Source organism: Chryseobacterium sp. GW821-FHT04C04 (genome assembly GCF_059420365.1).
This window is the reverse complement of the sequence record NZ_JBWKTO010000001.1, coordinates 592789-608479: the sequence shown is the minus strand read 5'-3', so window position 1 is coordinate 608479 and position 15691 is coordinate 592789. Positions and strand designations below refer to the sequence as shown.

The following is a 15691-nucleotide window of genomic DNA, read 5'->3' as shown; positions in this document are numbered from 1 at the left end:
GCTGTTATTTCTATTATAAAGCTGTCGTAATATAAATTCCCGGATTTTGAATTTTATCTATATCGGTACAATACATACAAAATCAAAGGCCTCCTGAGGAAGCCTTCGAAACACCAAATCACAAAATATTAATATGAAAAAATTTTATTATAAAGCAGTCGCGGTATAAGTTACTGTTTGCGTATAAGTTCCCGCTGGCTTACCTAAAATATCAGAAGAAGATGATTTCGCTGCTGGAATAGTGTAGTCCAGATTCAGTGTTAATGCACTTCCAAGAGGAGCATTGGTAACTAAATTCTGGTCCGTTGCCGATAAAACTACAGCATTTTTTGTTCCGCCCATTGTTCCTGCAGCTGTAGCTGCTTTAATTGTTAAAACATTTACAGGGATTAAGTTCGTTCCATTCATGAAATTAGCGCCTCCTGCTTTTACTTTAACATTAAAGTTCTTCGTGGAAGTAACCTTCAAAGAGTTAGCTTTAGTAATGGTCTGGTCAGAGTTATAGTCTGCTGCAGTGGCATAGTTAAAATCAACCGTATTACCAATGGCAGTACTTCCTGCGTCGATAGAGATAACATCATTCAGAGTAATGTTTACAGTGGTGTTTGCTGTAGTATTTTGAGCTTGAACATTATTACTTCCTAATATGATTGCTCCAAAAGTTAAGGCTGTGATTACGATTTGTTTTTTCATGATGGTAATATTTTATTGTTATTTTTTACTTAATTGTTATCTTTTGTATACTGCAAATCTACAGCGGCGATAAAAGTTTCTTTGTAGTGGAAAAAGGAAGTTTATGTAGTAAAATCACTACACGGTTTATCATTTTGACTTAGATAGTAAAGCCCCCCAATACTTTCTAAGTGTTGAGGGCGTATATAAATTGCTGTTATTTCTATTATAAAGCTGTCGTAATATAAATTCCCGGATTTTGAATTTTATCTATATCGGTACAATACATAAAAATCAAAGGCCTCCTGAGGAAGCCTTCGAAACACCAAATCACAAAATATTAATATGAAAAAATTTTATTATAAAGCAGTCGCGGTATAAGTTACTGTTTGCGTATAAGTTCCCGCTGGCTTACCTAAAATATCAGAAGAAGATGATTTCGCTGCTGGAATAGTGTAGTCCAGATTCAGTGTTAATGCACTTCCAAGAGGAGCATTGGTAACTAAGTTCTGATCCGTTGCCGATAAAACTACAGCATTTTTTGTTCCGCCCATTGTTCCTGCAGCTGTAGCTGCTTTAATTGTCAAAACATTTACAGGGATTAAGTTTGTTCCATTCATGAAATTAGTGCCTCCTGCTTTTACTTTAACATTAAAGTTCTTCGTGGAAGTAACCTTCAAAGAGTTAGCTTTAGTAATGGTCTGATCAGAATTATAGTCTGCTGCAGTGGCATAGTTAAAATCAACCGTATTACCAATGGCTGTACTTCCTGCGTCGATAGAGATTACATCGTTCAGGGTAATGTTTACGGTTGTCGTTGCGGTAGTATTTTGAGCTTGAACACTATTAGTTCCTAATATGATAGCTCCAATAGTTAAGGCTGTAATTACGATTTGTTTTGTCATGGGAATAATATTTAATTGTTCTCTTTTGAACATTACAAATCTACAGCGGTGATAAAAGTTTCTTTGTAGTGGAAAACGGAAGTCCATGTAGTAAAATCACTACAGGATTACGCATTTGGTTTAAATATAAAAGCCCTCAATACTTTTGTAGTATTGAGGGCTTTTATATTTAAAATTGTTATTTAGTTACAATGCAGTGGCAGTATAAGTTATTTTTTGGGTGTAAGTTCCCTGTGGTTTTCCCAGAAGGACCTTAGATGCATTTTCCGCCGAAATGGAGTAGGCAATATTTAAAGACTGTTGGGTACCTAAACTTGCATTACTCACCAGCACCTGATCAGTTGTAGATAAAGTAACCTCATTCAGGGTTCCTGCCAAACTTCCGCCTGGTATTGCTTTTACCTGTAATATATCTACGGGAATTACGTTTGCGCCACTCACAAAGTGTGCACCTTCAGATTTTACTTTTACATCAAAATTTTTAGAGGAAATAATGACTAAACTATTGGGAACGGTCACATTTTTTGATGAATTATAGTCTTTTGTGCTCCCATAATTAAAATCTACAGTACCTTCAGAAGCAACAGAGCCAATGCCCATTGCAATAACGTCCGATAAAATAATATTTACTGATGTACTCACCTGATCTGAATTTTGTGCCATAACCCGGTGTGTCCCTAAGGTAATTGCTCCCAGAGACAGCGCAATGATAAAGATTTGCTTTTTCATGATTAATAAATTTAGTGAGGTGTAATAATATTGTCATTCAGAATTCATTATAAATCTAATAACATTATTCGAAATTACCAAAGCTTTAATGTTATTAATTAACTAATTTGCTCGCCGAGAAAAGACTCTGAATCTTTTTCAAGATGATAAAAGTTAATATCCTATGCCATTATCTCAGGCTGATCACACATTTTCACAAGCCAGATCAATGATAGACTTCAATTCTCTTACATTTCCAGGGAAATTAATAAAGGTGAATTTCATAGTCGGGATTTAGCTGAAGGTTATATTTCAAAATTTCTCCAAAATAGAAGCTTTATCTTCAGATTTTATTAAGCGGCTCTCTAAGAATTGATTATGGTGCTCCAAACGTTTTAGCTTCTCTTCTAGTTCTCTGATCTTTTGTTCCGGGGTTTGCATGGCTTTACTTTGTGAACGGTTATCGATATCAAAGTTACCATATTTTCTGCGCCATTCAGTAATAGTACCATGCCCCTGGATACCATATTTGCGCATTGCTGCCCGATTACCAATCGAACCACTTTCTACTTCATGTACTACGGCTAGTTTAAAGGATAAACTGTAATCTTTTTGGCTCCGCTTTACATACTGATTATTAAATCCTTCCATAACATAACTTCTTTTTGTGTAACGCTATGTTAGGACGAGACATTTCCAAAAGCATAAAAGGACAGATCACTGATCTGTCCTTTTTATTTTTGCCTGCTTCACTTCTATTGATGCTGCTCTATTGTTGCTTTAGATCTGTACTTTTTATCTAATTCACGTACCAAATTCATCGTTGTGGCAGAAAGAACGTAGGCATTCTTATCTTTTTTTGAAGCTTTATCATATAAGTATACAAATTTGAAAGGATCCTCAACATGTTTGATTAAGTCTTTTTTTAAGCCGGCTTTCTCTATAATAGCGGACATATAACACCCCGGAACATGACCACTAGTGTTCCCAGTATTGATCAGCTTATTCATTTTTAACTTGGATCGGTCTAATGGTTTTACAGACAATAGAGAATCAATATTTTTAATTACTTTGGCTCCATCTGCTATGAATTCTTCACGCGTTCCTCTCTGAAATTCCAATAGTTTTACTGCATCTTTTCCCTCATAGATCTTATCCGTTAAATCAGCACTTCCTTCATTCAATATTCTCTGAAGCAAATTTACAATAACTGCATCCTGATCTTCTACTTCAAATACAAGCTGGGGTCTTAATATATGATGAAGCTCGTGGCCTCCCATGGCTCCCATTCTGTTGTTATCATGAAAATACGCACACATCAGAGTGAATATTATCCAGCTATTCCTCACATGCGCATCATTGTGTATAGGGATAATGGTCACTTTATAGTCTTCAGCTTTTTTCTGATATTTCTTTGGAAGCATCTGATAGGTATACTGGTAACAGGTGTCAAAATAATGTTTTGGATCTTTTTTAATATCGGTAAGATATTTTTTCATTTGATCCTCATTCACCTTATACTCATTGATAATATAGACCCACCAGTTTTTCATTGGAGTTTTCAGTTTTTCCTTCAGGGTAGTACTGTTTTTTGGCATATAAACGATTTCCATGTTCTTCCTGTACCCATCTATGAAAATACTGTCCCAACCCTGATCCTTAATATAAACCTGCATGGCTTCATTTTTCAAAAACTGATTCCATGTTTTTTTGTCCAGAGGTTTATCATTTTTTAAGTCTTGAGTTATTTTAAAATATTCCCAGCATGTGCTGTCCTCAAAGGTTTGGGAATACACGATCTGAGAAGATAAAAAAGCAAACAAAGTACATATTATTTGTTTAATCATTGATTTGTTTTTTAATGAATGTTATGTTGCTAAAGTACAATAAAACACATGACCAATCAGAAGTATTTAAAGTAACACACGTAATTTCTCCACTAAAGCCAGTTGGTAAAGTCAATGTATTTTAAAAATATAACAGATCACCTAATTTTTCATTAATCGTCAATGATAGATTTTATAATCCGAGCCTTTTTTACGATAAGCATATATCCGCTGATTTTTAAAGGAACTTTCAGTAGATCTTTACCCCGAATTATTATTTGAAAGAAATAATGAAACTATTGAAAAAGGTTTATTTATATTTTTTTAGAATTACAGTAGACTTACTGCAACTACAGAATGGAAAGGCCAAAAAACTTTCACAGAAATTAAAAAAAAAGGAATTTTGAACATTGAAATTAGGAAGCAGTATTATCAAATTTCATAAAAATAAAGGATACTGCAACTACAGAATAGGGAGGTCAAAAAACTATTATAAGAGCTGAATAAATCTGAACTTTGAGCTCTGAAGAATGTGAATAGTTATTGAATTCAAGAACTATGGACTTCCATTTAAGGCGATTATGCTTTGAACAATATCGCTCTTTCCCCACTTATCAATTTTATCAAAAGTAATTTTCAAAAAACACATGAGTACACCATTACAAACAATTTTCAGTTGGTTTGAAACTGGAGATTTTCCAACAGAAGCGCAGTTTAAAGAAACATTTTCATCTTTTTACCATAAGGATGACCAAATCCCTATGGGAAGTATTGAAGGGTTTGAAGATATTTTTCAATTATTTGCCAGTGCAGAGGCCTTTCAGGCGCATTTAAAAGACCCAAAGGCCCATTCGGAATATTTGGCTTTACTGAATGCGGGTAATCTAACCCCAGCTCATGTTACTAGCTGGAAAAGTAAACTTGGAATCAGCAATGCTGCTACGATTGATGATTCTGGCCAATTGGGTAATGCATACACTAAGATACAGATCGATGGCTTTATTAGTGAACTGAAAAATGCTGATAAAGACTTAGCCCTGAAGATAGAAAATATTAAAAAGCTGCTGTTATCCAATGATCTGTCTTTAGATGAACTTCAGGAAATCGTGGATTTTATTAAGAAAAGCCGTGAGGATATTGAAGCGTTAAAAGCTCTTTCAGGGGAAACGAGTGAAGATAAAGTAAAGCTGTTACTTGACTATGATGGGGTAGGCAGCCCGAAAAATCAACAGGAATTTAATAAGAAAATCTATGATAAGGTTTTGTTGATATCACAGACCCCTACAAGTGCAGTGGTACAAGTCACAGAAAGCACCGTGTTTCCTAACACCCTTGAAACGGAAAATGTGATCATCCAGGCGCGGGATAGTGTTACGGGTAAAAAAATAAATATTGACGATTACGCAACCAATCAAACCATAGAGATTAAGATGTTTGGTGACCTCGTTCATCCTATTAACATTCTCATTTTAAAAGTTAAACCATAAAAAAATAAAAAAACATGAATAATAACGCAGTAATAAGTAATAACGCCCATCAGGATAATTTTTTTGGAGAGCTGCAGCATACCCGCTTTCAATATTTTGATACACTTCCCAATACGGATAAAGCGCTCCCAGGCTGGATCATTGATTATAAAAGTGAGCTGCACCAATGGAACGGAACCAAATGGATTAATCTGGCTCAAAATTACGTACACCCCGATTATCCACTGACCAATAATCCATTTCAAACAGATCAAACAAGCGGACTTCTATTGCTAAGTCAGATACTGACCAATAGTTCAGGACATGTTATCAAAATAGCTGGTAGAAATCTTAGCAATGCAGATATTGTCTCTATTTTCCTGAATGATGCCGTACAGTCAGGTACCTTTACATGGTCATCCAATAAGATTAAAAATTATATTGAAAACTTAGTGGGACAAAGTCTTACAGGAGCGTTGATTTATCAGCCGGGAGGGTATATTCCTTCTCCTGTTAAAAGCTCAATGACAGCACCATTACCCATTACATCAGCTGCTATTAAAACAGGGATGGTATGGGTTATTACGGCTAATGGCTGGGTTGGCAGTGAACCTGTTTCTATTGGCGACCACCTTATTGCTAATACTGATAATGGTTCAAATGTTCCTAAAAATTATCAGATTATAGAAAAAGGAATTCCTGACATTGTAGATGCCACAGAGAGTGTGAAAGGACTCATTCAAATCGCTACAGAAGCTGAAGCTATGGCGGGAACTGATGCCCTTAAAACAATGACTCCAAGATCTACTAAATTTGTTTTGGATGCAAAAATCAAATCTAAAACCGTGCTGATTGGAGATGGCTCTTCCGTTACTTTTCCCATTAATCATAATTGGAATACCTGGAATGTTGACTATATCTGTTACCGTACTACGGATAATAGAAAAATAAATGTAAGCTGTGTAACGACCTCTGCCAATGACGTACGAATAGACGTTCTGGCACCTCTTACGCAAGATGAATATAGAATTACTTTAACCGCAAGACTTGATTAATGGCATCACTAATAGCACCTGAATATTTTAACAATCACATCGCTGTTGAAGGCGAAATCATTGTAAAAAGTGTTCCCAACGACACCGGTTCTGTGTTGGTTTGGAATCCCACTACAAAGAAAATATCTCAAAGAACAAAAGCTGAGATTATTGCTGATTTAGATGTAATGACTTTAAGTACCAATCAATTTGTAAATGGTCAAAAATCTTTTATGAGTGTTGGTTCGCCAAACGAATATGCCAATAATCTATGGGTGAGAAGTGATGATGGATCACAGCCAGGTATTACATTCTGGAAAACAGGATTTATATCTTCTACTCTTACTCTAAGAGATGATGGATTTCATTTTGGAGTGGGAACGAGTAATCATTATGAACATGTAAAGGCTGAAGGATTTAGAAAGAATGGTTCTTCTGATAACTACTTTTTAACTGGAGGTGGGGCTGACTATGATAGTAGAAAGAAAGAAGATTCTTATATTCATTCATCACGGGATTTTGCCAGCGGTACTTTAATTGAAACTGATGTAGACTATTCAGTTACCTCTGGGGAACAGTTCCTTCTGGAAATGAAAGGAAATATGTATAGTAATGGAAATTATTTGCCATTGGACTTTAAGCTTCAGGGGTATATTTACAATGATACTATAATTTCTGAAGGCGGATATTCTACACTATCTTATTTCAATTATGTTATTGCTTTAAATTCTAATGGAAAATTAACTTTCTGGTTTCCAAGATTAGGATATTGGCAAGGATTTGATGCGAAATTAACTGGTGGGTATGGAGGTTTAGATCAAGGTAGAAACCGGATTACTTCAGTTTCGGATAATCCAGACCCAGGAGGGACAAAAAGAGTTCAAATCAATCTTAAACATCTCCTTACAAAAGAAGAACTTGTTTCTGAAAATATATTTTGGGAAAAGAAAAATGTTGGCGGGTATTGGGCCTTGGATTCAGATAAACCTATAGGCGGACTCAATGGAAATGCTGCGCAAGTCATTTTATCAGGTGGTTTACTGGCTTCATCAAGCTATACGGATTCAGCCTATATACCCAATGAGGGGATTTTTTCAAAAGGTTTAATTCAAACAACAGAAGGCTTTCAGAATAAATGGTATAAGCCTCATCAAAGAAACAGAATATGGTCTTTTGGTGATGCTGATAATTATGGAATGTCTTATTTTCAAGGTAGCGCTCATATCTTAGGTGAAGGTATTAGTTTTCACTTTGGCGATGCAAGTACTACAGGATTTAAAACATTTATACAAAATAATGGTAGAATATTTTCAGAACTGGATGGTAATTCAGGAGATTGGAAACATAAAGTGTACAACGTAAATAATTATCTAGGTGCAGATTATATAGGAGGCGGGCAGGAAAAACCTAATTCAACATATTTTGGTGCTGGTAAATTAAAATTACAAATGTTAGATGCTACTCAAATGGGTAATTCTAATTTTGGATGGTCAGATGTTTTATGGATGTCTTCATACTCAGGAAGCGATGTTAAAAAATCGACAGCTATTGTTTCATCTAAAAATAATGATAGAATAGGTTTTGTCAAACAAAATTACGATGCTGCCGATTGGGGAACTTTCCAGGAGTTTTGGACAACCGCTAATTTAAATCCGGCAACTCTGACAGATTTAGATAATTATTATCCTATAAATAAAGGAGTAGGTATCACTAATCAATCTGAATTAGTGCCCAATGGCTTACAAAGTATTTCAACAGCCAATTCAGGTTCTAATTTTGATGGTGAGCTGGCCAATAAAACACTTGAAGGAACTTTTGCAAGTTTTAATGGCTATTCTAAGACATCAAAAGATTTAGGATTTACTTTATTTGTACCAACATCTAAAGAACAAGGTGTTTATTATAAAACCTGGTATGTAGGAAATCAAGCCCCTTGGAAAAGACTTGCTGAATATTCTGATTTATCAGCTTTTGTATCCTCTTCCGAGTTAGAAAACTATCTTAGAAAAGATGGCGGTACTATGACGGGGGCCTTTAATATGGAGTCTCCGGCTATGTTAGGGAGATGGAAAAGTACCGCACAAACAGGGAATTATTTGACTTGGGAAAAGTATGATGGGACTAAAGCGATAGCTTATATTGGAGCTGATGGAGAAGCGGCTTCAGGAGGAGGATCAGGAGATAATTTTGCTGTTAGAGCTGTAAATAATGGTGATTTATTATTAAGTTCAGATAGTGGGGTTGTTAAAATTCAAGGTGCTATTCCCTGGACTTCTAGTAACTTTAATCCTGGTGAATACTTAGCAAAAAGAGGAATACATCAAGATGCCACTGCAGTAAAAACTGATTTTCCTTTAAGTGTTACAGATTGGGCCTCAGGTACTGGATTTCCGTCTACCTATGGTAACTCTTTACACATTGCAGGGGATAATACATGGTACCATAGAATAGATTTCCCTTTATTCAGCGATCACTTAGAGTATTGGCAGGGTGTTAATACAACAGTTATGACGAAAAAAGGTAATATTCCTTTGTTGTCAGATGGAGAAAGACTTTGGACTACTAATAATTTTAATCCTGATCATAAAGTTAATTCTTCAGAAAATGCTGAAACATTAGGATTTTCAAATGGTTTATCAACAGATGCGCCTTACATATATCATAGAACAGATGGGTATGTATTCCTGGCTACTCGATCTTGGGCTAATAGTAAGTTTGTTAACGTTGATGGTCAACAAAATATTACCGGGCTTAAAATTATCAAAGGCAGAGCAAAAAATACAGGTACAGGCTGGGGTAATACTAGTACAGCAACTGACTATTCTTTTTTAGTAGAAACTGAAAGTGGTTCAAATACTGATAATCAGTACACAGGATCTATAGGGTTTTTCTCTAACAGTGGAAGGCAAGCAGGTATATATGTGAGAAGCAATGACGGGGATGGTACATCTATGGCTTTTGCAACAACTAATTCGTTTGCAGCAGGACCTCAGATAGCGATGACGATTGATAATCAGGGTACTGTTAATCACGTAAGAACAAGACCTACATTCCAAGGAAATGTAATCTGGGATGCTGGTAATCTTACTACTGCTATGATAAGCAACTGGAACGATAAGTTTAAAAATTTAAAGTATGTTGCTGATTTAAACTTAGTTTCTGAATCTGGAATTTATAGGCAAGAATCTCCATCTTCAGGATTTAACTATACTACTACTTTAAATTTAAACTCATCTGATGGAAGGCAGCAGTTGACCATTGATAGAGGAGGTAATGGTATGAAATTTAGAGGTAATAATTCAGGTTCTGGAAATACCGGATGGGGACTTTGGAGAACTGTTTGGAGTGACGCAGACTTTTCACAAAGTCATATTGATAATTGGAATAATATGTCTACTGGTGCTGTTATAGTCAACCAGCAGTTTACGAATAACACAGGTAACGCATTATTTGTTGTTGACGGCTATCAAGGTGGAGAATCTGGTATTTATAATAAAAATGATAAATTCTATTTAACAGTATTAAAAGATGAGTATTATAAATATTCAAGTACGTATAAAGGTTGGGAAGGTATTAATTTCAATAGAGGAGATTACAGGATTGGTATAGGTACAAAAGCTAATGGAGCAGATAAAGTAAATGTTTTAGGTTCAGTAAAAGCTACTGAAAACTTTAAATCAAAGGATGAAAAACCTAATACTTTATTTATTCCGGATGGAGAGCTAGCTTCTCTTGATGATGAGATTACCAATGAAGATTATAGAATGAGATTATCTCATAGAATGATCGAACAGCAGTCAGGAGTTCAATATTATGATTCTGATAATAGAATGCTGGTCATTAGATGTACAGATCCCGGTACGCATTTTACATTAGGAAAATGTTTTCCGGGGCAGAGAATACTGGTATTAAATGCCAGCGATAACGGAGTACAAGGATTTGACATAAAAAATGCAGGATTTTCATATAAAATAAAACCGTTTACCTCTATCCAGTTATTTGTCTGGGAAGATGGTAAAGTCTATAAATATGCAGAAAATCAAATGTAATAAAACCTGAAATTGATAAGTACAGGAATTGACAAATATTCAGATAATATAACTTTTACAACGAAAAAGCATCACTGAAAAAGTGATGCTTTTTTTATCCCGGGTCATCAGATTATTCAGGATACCATTTTCTTTTCATAAATAAACTGGCTTTCACGAGTAATATCAATACCGGGACTTCTACCAATGGTCCAATAACTCCTACAAATGCCTGCGGTGAATGAACTCCGAATACAGAAATAGCTACAGCAATGGCCAGTTCAAAATTGTTTCCGGTAGCGGTAAAGGCTATAGATGCATTTTTATCATAAGAAATTTTTAATAACTTATTAATTATAAAGCTCACAAAAAACATCAGAACAAAATAAATGATAAGCGGTAGGGCTACTTTTGCTAAATCCATAGGCAGCTCCAGTATTTTGCTTCCCTTTAAGCTAAACATTAGTACAATGGTAAATAATAAGGAATATAATGTAACAGGGGATATTGCAGGTACAAATTTTCTGTTGTACCATGCTTTTCCTTTTGATCTTATCAGAATATAACGGCTGATAAAACCTGCTAAAAACGGAATTCCCAGATAGATGAGTACACTTTCAGTAATATCTTTCATAGAAATATTTACATTAAAGCTGGCCAAGCCCAATTGATCAGGTAATATATTGATAAACAGCCATACCATAAAGCTGTAAGTAAATACCTGAAAAATACTGTTCAACGCAACCAGTAAAGCGGCATATTCTCTATTTCCTTTTGCCAGGTCATTCCAGACGAGTACCATTGCAATACATCTTGCCAGTCCGATGAGGATAAGACCCACCATATAATCAGGTTCATGTCTTAAAAAAAGGATAGCGAGCCCAAACATAAGGACTGGTCCTATCATCCAGTTGAGAAATAAGGAAACGCCAATTACTTTTTTATCTTTAAATGCTAATGGCAGAAGAGAATAGTCAACCTTAGCTAATGGCGGGTACATCATGAGAATGAGCCCAATTGCCAGAGGAATATTGGTTGTTCCTATGGATTGTGAATTGACCATGTCAGGAATGGCTGGGAAAAAATGCCCTAAAGCAATTCCTATACCCATGGCCAGGAATATCCATAAAGTAAGATAACGATCAAGAAATTTTAATCTTGGCTGCATGATGATTGGTTGATTTTTGAAAAAACATAGAACATTTCTTCTGCAATTTGCAAGCTTCTTTCAGCATATATTGTTGCCTGTTCCGGAGTATTATCCGCAATTTTAGGATCCTCAAACGTGATGGGAATTCTTTTTTCAGCACCAGGAATAAACGGACATCCACCGTCTGCCTGTGAACAGGTCATAATGGCTGCAAATCCGGATACAGGATTGAAAGGACTATCATATTTTTTTGAAAAACCTATGATAGGTAAATCATTAGCTTCATATTGTATTGCATACACGGGATTGGCTGTTTCAGCAATGCTGAAAATACTGAACCCCTGATCGGCTAATGTTTCAGCCACTTTAGGAAATAAAGCGGTTGTTTCTGTTCCTCCGGAATAGCAATGAACACCCTGAATAGCAAAATAGGAAGAGGCTGTCTGCGCCCATATTTGTGACAAATGGCTGCGGCGTGAATTGTGAGTACAGATAAAATTGATATTGACTTCTTTTCCTTCATCCACCTTTTGTTGGATGAAACTGATCAATGGCTCCAGAACTTCTTTTCTATCAGCATCTATATTTTCCCATTCTAGAGATTGGATTGTGTTTACTAATTTTTGATACATAGTATTCTAAGGTATTAGCAGCAGCCTGAAGCAGGATTGCATGATGAAGGGTTTGCAGAGAACTCAGACAGATTTTTCTTTTGCTTTTCGTTAGGAATTCCGCAGGCTTCCTGGGCAAGGCAAGCCGTGGTTTTATTGTTCAGGACAAAGTTTTTCCCATTAAAACTTAAGTCATATTTACCAATGGTTTCCCCCTGATATTCAACTTCAATTTCTGTGTCTTCTATTCCCAGTTTTTCTTCAGAAAGCCGAATAATGTGAAGAAGCTTCCCCGGTTTCAGACGATGTTCATAATCATCAGCGTCCCATAACTGAAAGTTGACTACTCTCTCATTTCTAATAACGCCGCCACAATCGATGAATTTTTTTATAATCTGGCCCACTTCTGTAACATGGAAATGTTCAGGAACAAAAGTGCCGTTTTCCAATTGAAATTCAACGTTTTCCAATCTAGGAAGAATTTCTTTGATTTCTGATAATCTCATAGTGATTAAAATTTAAAGATTAAAATTATAATGTTATATTGCAATATTACGATTATTTTGTTCAAAAAAAATGCCTTAGCAGCATTGTTTTATAGTGACATCCTGATTAAAGAATGCATTGAATTCATTTTGAATATCTTTCCATACATTTTCATTAATGCAGTAGCAGACAGATTTCCCATCAATAGACCCTTTAATGATCCCGATATTTTTCAGTTCTTTCAAATGTTGAGAGATCGTAGCCTGAGCCAGACCAAGTTCTTCAACCAGATCATTGCAGATACATGCTTTTTGGTGAATGATATATTGTAAAATGGCTACTCTGGCAGGGTGTCCCAAAACTTTAAGCAGAGAAGCCAGTTTATTTTGCTCTTCGGTATAGATTTCTGTTTTAGTAACTCCCATTGTTTTAATTATTATATTGCAATATTACGATATTAATTTTATACAGCCATACAAAACGTATTAATTTTCACAAATAAGTTTTAAATAAATGATAATTAATACATTACACTTGTCTCTAAATGGATAGTAAAGCAAAACATAAAAAAGATGAAGCAGAGCTATGCTTCATCTTTTAGTATTTTGTTAGGGTAAACTAATTTTTTTGCCTTGTTCAGGGAAGATATAATTTACTTTTAAAGGATTGCTTTTTAATAGTTCCTTTTTGATAAGTTCAGGATTGTCACCTGTGGGTTTTCTATGGGTAACTACAATATTAAGACCTTCAAGGCTGCCTTGTCCGGTTTTTTCTTTCAGTTTACTCAGTTCTTCAACCAAAAGAGTAGGAGTAAGGTGGCCGAACAGCAGATGTTCCGGCTGGCTGTTGGGGAAAGAAACTTCAATTAATATGGTGTTGAGTTGTCTTTTTTTAACAAGGGGTGCTATTGTAGTCCAAAGGTGATCAAGACGGTCAGACTTTTCGATGCGGTCAGCGCCTGTATCGCCCAGATAAAGGAGGTAATGATCATCTCTTCTTACTAATGCCGCACTGCTTTTATAAGGATTTACATGGCTCAGCTCATAGCCTGTTATAAAAAATGGGGTTTTAGGTGCCGGAATTTCTGTTCCTTCCTGAAGCTCATTATAATGATACTTTCCAAGGATCGGTTTTTGACCCTGATCAGCAAAATTAATCCAGGTATCTGTTATAAAGTAATGATTTTGCAAAATCTGAATCACGGGTGCTATCGCGAAAATATCTTTTTTAGAATCGGCCGGAGAGTTGATAATCAGTCCCGATAAATGATCCAAATGACCATGTGATACAAAGTATCCTTTTATCTGATCCTTAAGAACCGTTTCTGCTGAACCGTCAAGGCTTTTTAATTGAATAGCTTTTCGTATCCCGGCATTTACGGTACCGGCATCAAGACAAAGAAATGAATTGTCTTTCGGTGCGCCTACCAAATAGGCTGATAAGTTGTCTTCCTGTTCACCACCATAGATCCCTAAAGGAATAACATCAAAATTTTGTGCCTGACAAACAATATTCAGAAGAAGGGCTAATAAAGAAACTGCTGTTTTTTTCATAATACTTACACTGGAAAACCATCCTTTACGAGATGGGCAGAGCAAATTTACGCTATTTTTGGTGACTGGCATTGTGAAGTAATAAAGCCTGCTGAAAATCAGCAAGCTTTATTTGAGTATCATTTTATTGAGGCTGTTGCTGGGTTACACAATGTACCATGCCGCCATTGGCAAATAAATTACGACAATCTATTCCTACTACTGTTTTACCAGGATAAAGCTGCTGGATAATATTGTTGGCAACTGCATCATTGGGATCGTTGTAGTTAGGTACCAATACACGGTTATTCGCAATATAATAATTGATATAAGAGGCACGGCCTACATTCTTTCCGTAAGTGGTTATCACATCGTTTCTGGTCAAAGGAACCTTTACAAACTGATAAGCAGAGCCATTTTTTGTGGTTGCATCATATAATTTGTCAATATCGCCATCCGGAACCTGCCAGTAAGCCAGATCATTGGGGCTCATGGTGATAATGGTGGAGGAATTGGCAAATCTTGCAAAACCATCAATGTGCATATCTGTAATGTCTAGCCCAGCCTTCCCATTCAACCAGATAAACTTGGTAACCCCTAAATTTTGGGTAAATATTGCTTCTGCCTGCTGCTGAGTCATTCCAGGATTTCTGTTACTATTTAGAATGGAACTTTTACACGCCATCAATACTCCGTTTCCATCAATTTCTACACTTCCGCCTTCATTGATCATAACCGAATTGAGATCAATTTTTGGAATGTTGGTATCTGCAGCAATTTTAGAAGGAATTGTATTACACTTGCTGTATTCTGCTTTATTACCCCAGCCATTAAACCCCCAATCCTGAATAAATAACTGCCCGTTTTGATCTTTCACATAAATAGGCCCGTTATCTCTTACCCAGAAATCATCTGTGGGATAAAGCTTAAAATTGATATTGGTAAGCGGAACCCCTGCACTGTTTAATAATCCTACAATACGGTCTTTTTCTATCCCGTTATACGCAACGATATGAACCTTCTCACTTTGCGCGAGCTCCTTGGTCATTGCTACCCAGGTTGCATCCAGCCGGTTGCGGTAGGTAGTTCCATATTGATACTGGTGAGGCCATTGAAGCCAGGTCCCTTCGTGCTTTGCAGATTCTTCCGGCATTTTGTAAACAGGAGTTCCCGGGTTCGTAGTTCCTGGAGGTTCTATAGGCTCTGTTTGAGAGCAGGCCATTAAAAAAACAGGTAATAACAGGAACATGATTTTCTTTTTTTGCATAATTGA

The 15691-nt window shown here is 36.0% G+C and carries 14 protein-coding genes; 3 read left to right on the top strand and 11 right to left on the bottom strand.

The features are described from left to right. Nucleotides 1–147 precede the first annotated feature (147 nt). The 5 genes from AC07UM_RS02810 to AC07UM_RS02790 form a co-directional block, all read right to left on the bottom strand. Complete coding sequence (locus tag AC07UM_RS02810) at nt 148–693, bottom strand: peptidoglycan-binding protein LysM (protein WP_494682578.1); 546 nt, start codon at nt 691–693, stop codon at nt 148–150. 338 nt (nt 694–1031) lie between these two features. Continuing rightward, the gene (locus AC07UM_RS02805) at nt 1032–1577 is read right to left on the bottom strand and encodes a peptidoglycan-binding protein LysM (protein ID WP_494682579.1); all 546 of its coding nucleotides are present in this window, start codon (nt 1575–1577) and stop codon (nt 1032–1034) included. A gap of 186 nt (nt 1578–1763) precedes the next feature. Further along, nucleotides 1764–2306, bottom strand: a complete 543-nt coding sequence (locus tag AC07UM_RS02800) for a peptidoglycan-binding protein LysM (RefSeq protein WP_494682580.1) — start codon at nt 2304–2306, stop codon at nt 1764–1766. Between the two features lie 291 nt (nt 2307–2597). Then, nucleotides 2598–2936: a hypothetical protein gene (locus AC07UM_RS02795; RefSeq protein WP_494682581.1), complete on the bottom strand. Its 339-nt coding sequence runs from the start codon at nt 2934–2936 to the stop codon at nt 2598–2600. A gap of 104 nt (nt 2937–3040) precedes the next feature. Continuing rightward, entirely contained in the window at nt 3041–4132 is a 1092-nt protein-coding gene (locus tag AC07UM_RS02790) for a DUF5700 domain-containing putative Zn-dependent protease (RefSeq protein WP_494682582.1), read from the bottom strand. Between the two features lie 626 nt (nt 4133–4758). On the opposite strand from AC07UM_RS02790, the gene AC07UM_RS02785 reads away from it, so the two are divergent. Genes AC07UM_RS02785 through AC07UM_RS02775 form a run of 3 tightly spaced genes read left to right on the top strand, consistent with a single transcriptional unit; the run spans nt 4759 to nt 10660 of the window. Beyond that, a complete protein-coding gene (locus tag AC07UM_RS02785; RefSeq protein WP_494682583.1) occupies nt 4759–5598 on the top strand; it encodes a hypothetical protein in 840 nt (279 codons plus the stop codon). A gap of 14 nt (nt 5599–5612) precedes the next feature. Then, a complete protein-coding gene (locus AC07UM_RS02780; RefSeq protein WP_494682584.1) occupies nt 5613–6632 on the top strand; it encodes a hypothetical protein in 1020 nt (339 codons plus the stop codon). Continuing rightward, entirely contained in the window at nt 6632–10660 is a 4029-nt protein-coding gene (locus AC07UM_RS02775; protein WP_494682585.1) for a hypothetical protein, read from the top strand. The genes AC07UM_RS02780 and AC07UM_RS02775 overlap by 1 nt, the downstream gene beginning before the upstream one ends. A 112-nt stretch (nt 10661–10772) precedes the next feature. On the opposite strand, the gene arsB is transcribed toward AC07UM_RS02775, so the two are convergent. The 6 genes from arsB to AC07UM_RS02745 all read right to left on the bottom strand — a co-directional run bounded on the left by arsB (nt 10773) and on the right by AC07UM_RS02745 (nt 15685). Further along, complete coding sequence (gene arsB, locus AC07UM_RS02770) at nt 10773–11807, bottom strand: ACR3 family arsenite efflux transporter (protein ID WP_494682586.1); 1035 nt, start codon at nt 11805–11807, stop codon at nt 10773–10775. Next, complete coding sequence (locus tag AC07UM_RS02765; RefSeq protein WP_494682587.1) at nt 11792–12421, bottom strand: arsenate-mycothiol transferase ArsC; 630 nt, start codon at nt 12419–12421, stop codon at nt 11792–11794. The genes arsB and AC07UM_RS02765 overlap by 16 nt, the downstream gene beginning before the upstream one ends. Before the next feature lie 14 nt (nt 12422–12435). Further along, on the bottom strand, nt 12436–12906 hold the full coding sequence (locus AC07UM_RS02760; RefSeq protein ID WP_494682588.1) for a DUF6428 family protein: 471 nt from the start codon (nt 12904–12906) through the stop codon (nt 12436–12438). 75 nt (nt 12907–12981) lie between these two features. Beyond that, nucleotides 12982–13311 (bottom strand): ArsR/SmtB family transcription factor, encoded by a 330-nt coding sequence (locus tag AC07UM_RS02755; RefSeq protein ID WP_103235672.1) that lies wholly within the window; start codon nt 13309–13311, stop codon nt 12982–12984. Between the two features lie 183 nt (nt 13312–13494). Further along, nucleotides 13495–14439: a 3',5'-cyclic-nucleotide phosphodiesterase gene (locus AC07UM_RS02750; RefSeq protein ID WP_494682589.1), complete on the bottom strand. Its 945-nt coding sequence runs from the start codon at nt 14437–14439 to the stop codon at nt 13495–13497. 124 nt (nt 14440–14563) lie between these two features. After that, nucleotides 14564–15685: an agmatine deiminase family protein gene (locus tag AC07UM_RS02745; RefSeq protein WP_494682590.1), complete on the bottom strand. Its 1122-nt coding sequence runs from the start codon at nt 15683–15685 to the stop codon at nt 14564–14566. Between the last annotated feature and the right edge of the window lie 6 nt (nt 15686–15691).

Coding starts and splice junctions, on each gene's coding strand:
- AC07UM_RS02810 (WP_494682578.1), bottom strand. CDS start 693: ATGAAAAAACAAATCGTAATCACAGCCTTAACTTTTGGAGCAATCATA.
- AC07UM_RS02805 (WP_494682579.1), bottom strand. CDS start 1,577: ATGACAAAACAAATCGTAATTACAGCCTTAACTATTGGAGCTATCATA.
- AC07UM_RS02800 (WP_494682580.1), bottom strand. CDS start 2,306: ATGAAAAAGCAAATCTTTATCATTGCGCTGTCTCTGGGAGCAATTACC.
- AC07UM_RS02795 (WP_494682581.1), bottom strand. CDS start 2,936: ATGGAAGGATTTAATAATCAGTATGTAAAGCGGAGCCAAAAAGATTAC.
- AC07UM_RS02790 (WP_494682582.1), bottom strand. CDS start 4,132: ATGATTAAACAAATAATATGTACTTTGTTTGCTTTTTTATCTTCTCAG.
- AC07UM_RS02785 (WP_494682583.1), top strand. CDS start 4,759: ATGAGTACACCATTACAAACAATTTTCAGTTGGTTTGAAACTGGAGAT.
- AC07UM_RS02780 (WP_494682584.1), top strand. CDS start 5,613: ATGAATAATAACGCAGTAATAAGTAATAACGCCCATCAGGATAATTTT.
- AC07UM_RS02775 (WP_494682585.1), top strand. CDS start 6,632: ATGGCATCACTAATAGCACCTGAATATTTTAACAATCACATCGCTGTT.
- arsB (WP_494682586.1), bottom strand. CDS start 11,807: ATGCAGCCAAGATTAAAATTTCTTGATCGTTATCTTACTTTATGGATA.
- AC07UM_RS02765 (WP_494682587.1), bottom strand. CDS start 12,421: ATGTATCAAAAATTAGTAAACACAATCCAATCTCTAGAATGGGAAAAT.
- AC07UM_RS02760 (WP_494682588.1), bottom strand. CDS start 12,906: ATGAGATTATCAGAAATCAAAGAAATTCTTCCTAGATTGGAAAACGTT.
- AC07UM_RS02755 (WP_103235672.1), bottom strand. CDS start 13,311: ATGGGAGTTACTAAAACAGAAATCTATACCGAAGAGCAAAATAAACTG.
- AC07UM_RS02750 (WP_494682589.1), bottom strand. CDS start 14,439: ATGAAAAAAACAGCAGTTTCTTTATTAGCCCTTCTTCTGAATATTGTT.
- AC07UM_RS02745 (WP_494682590.1), bottom strand. CDS start 15,685: ATGCAAAAAAAGAAAATCATGTTCCTGTTATTACCTGTTTTTTTAATG.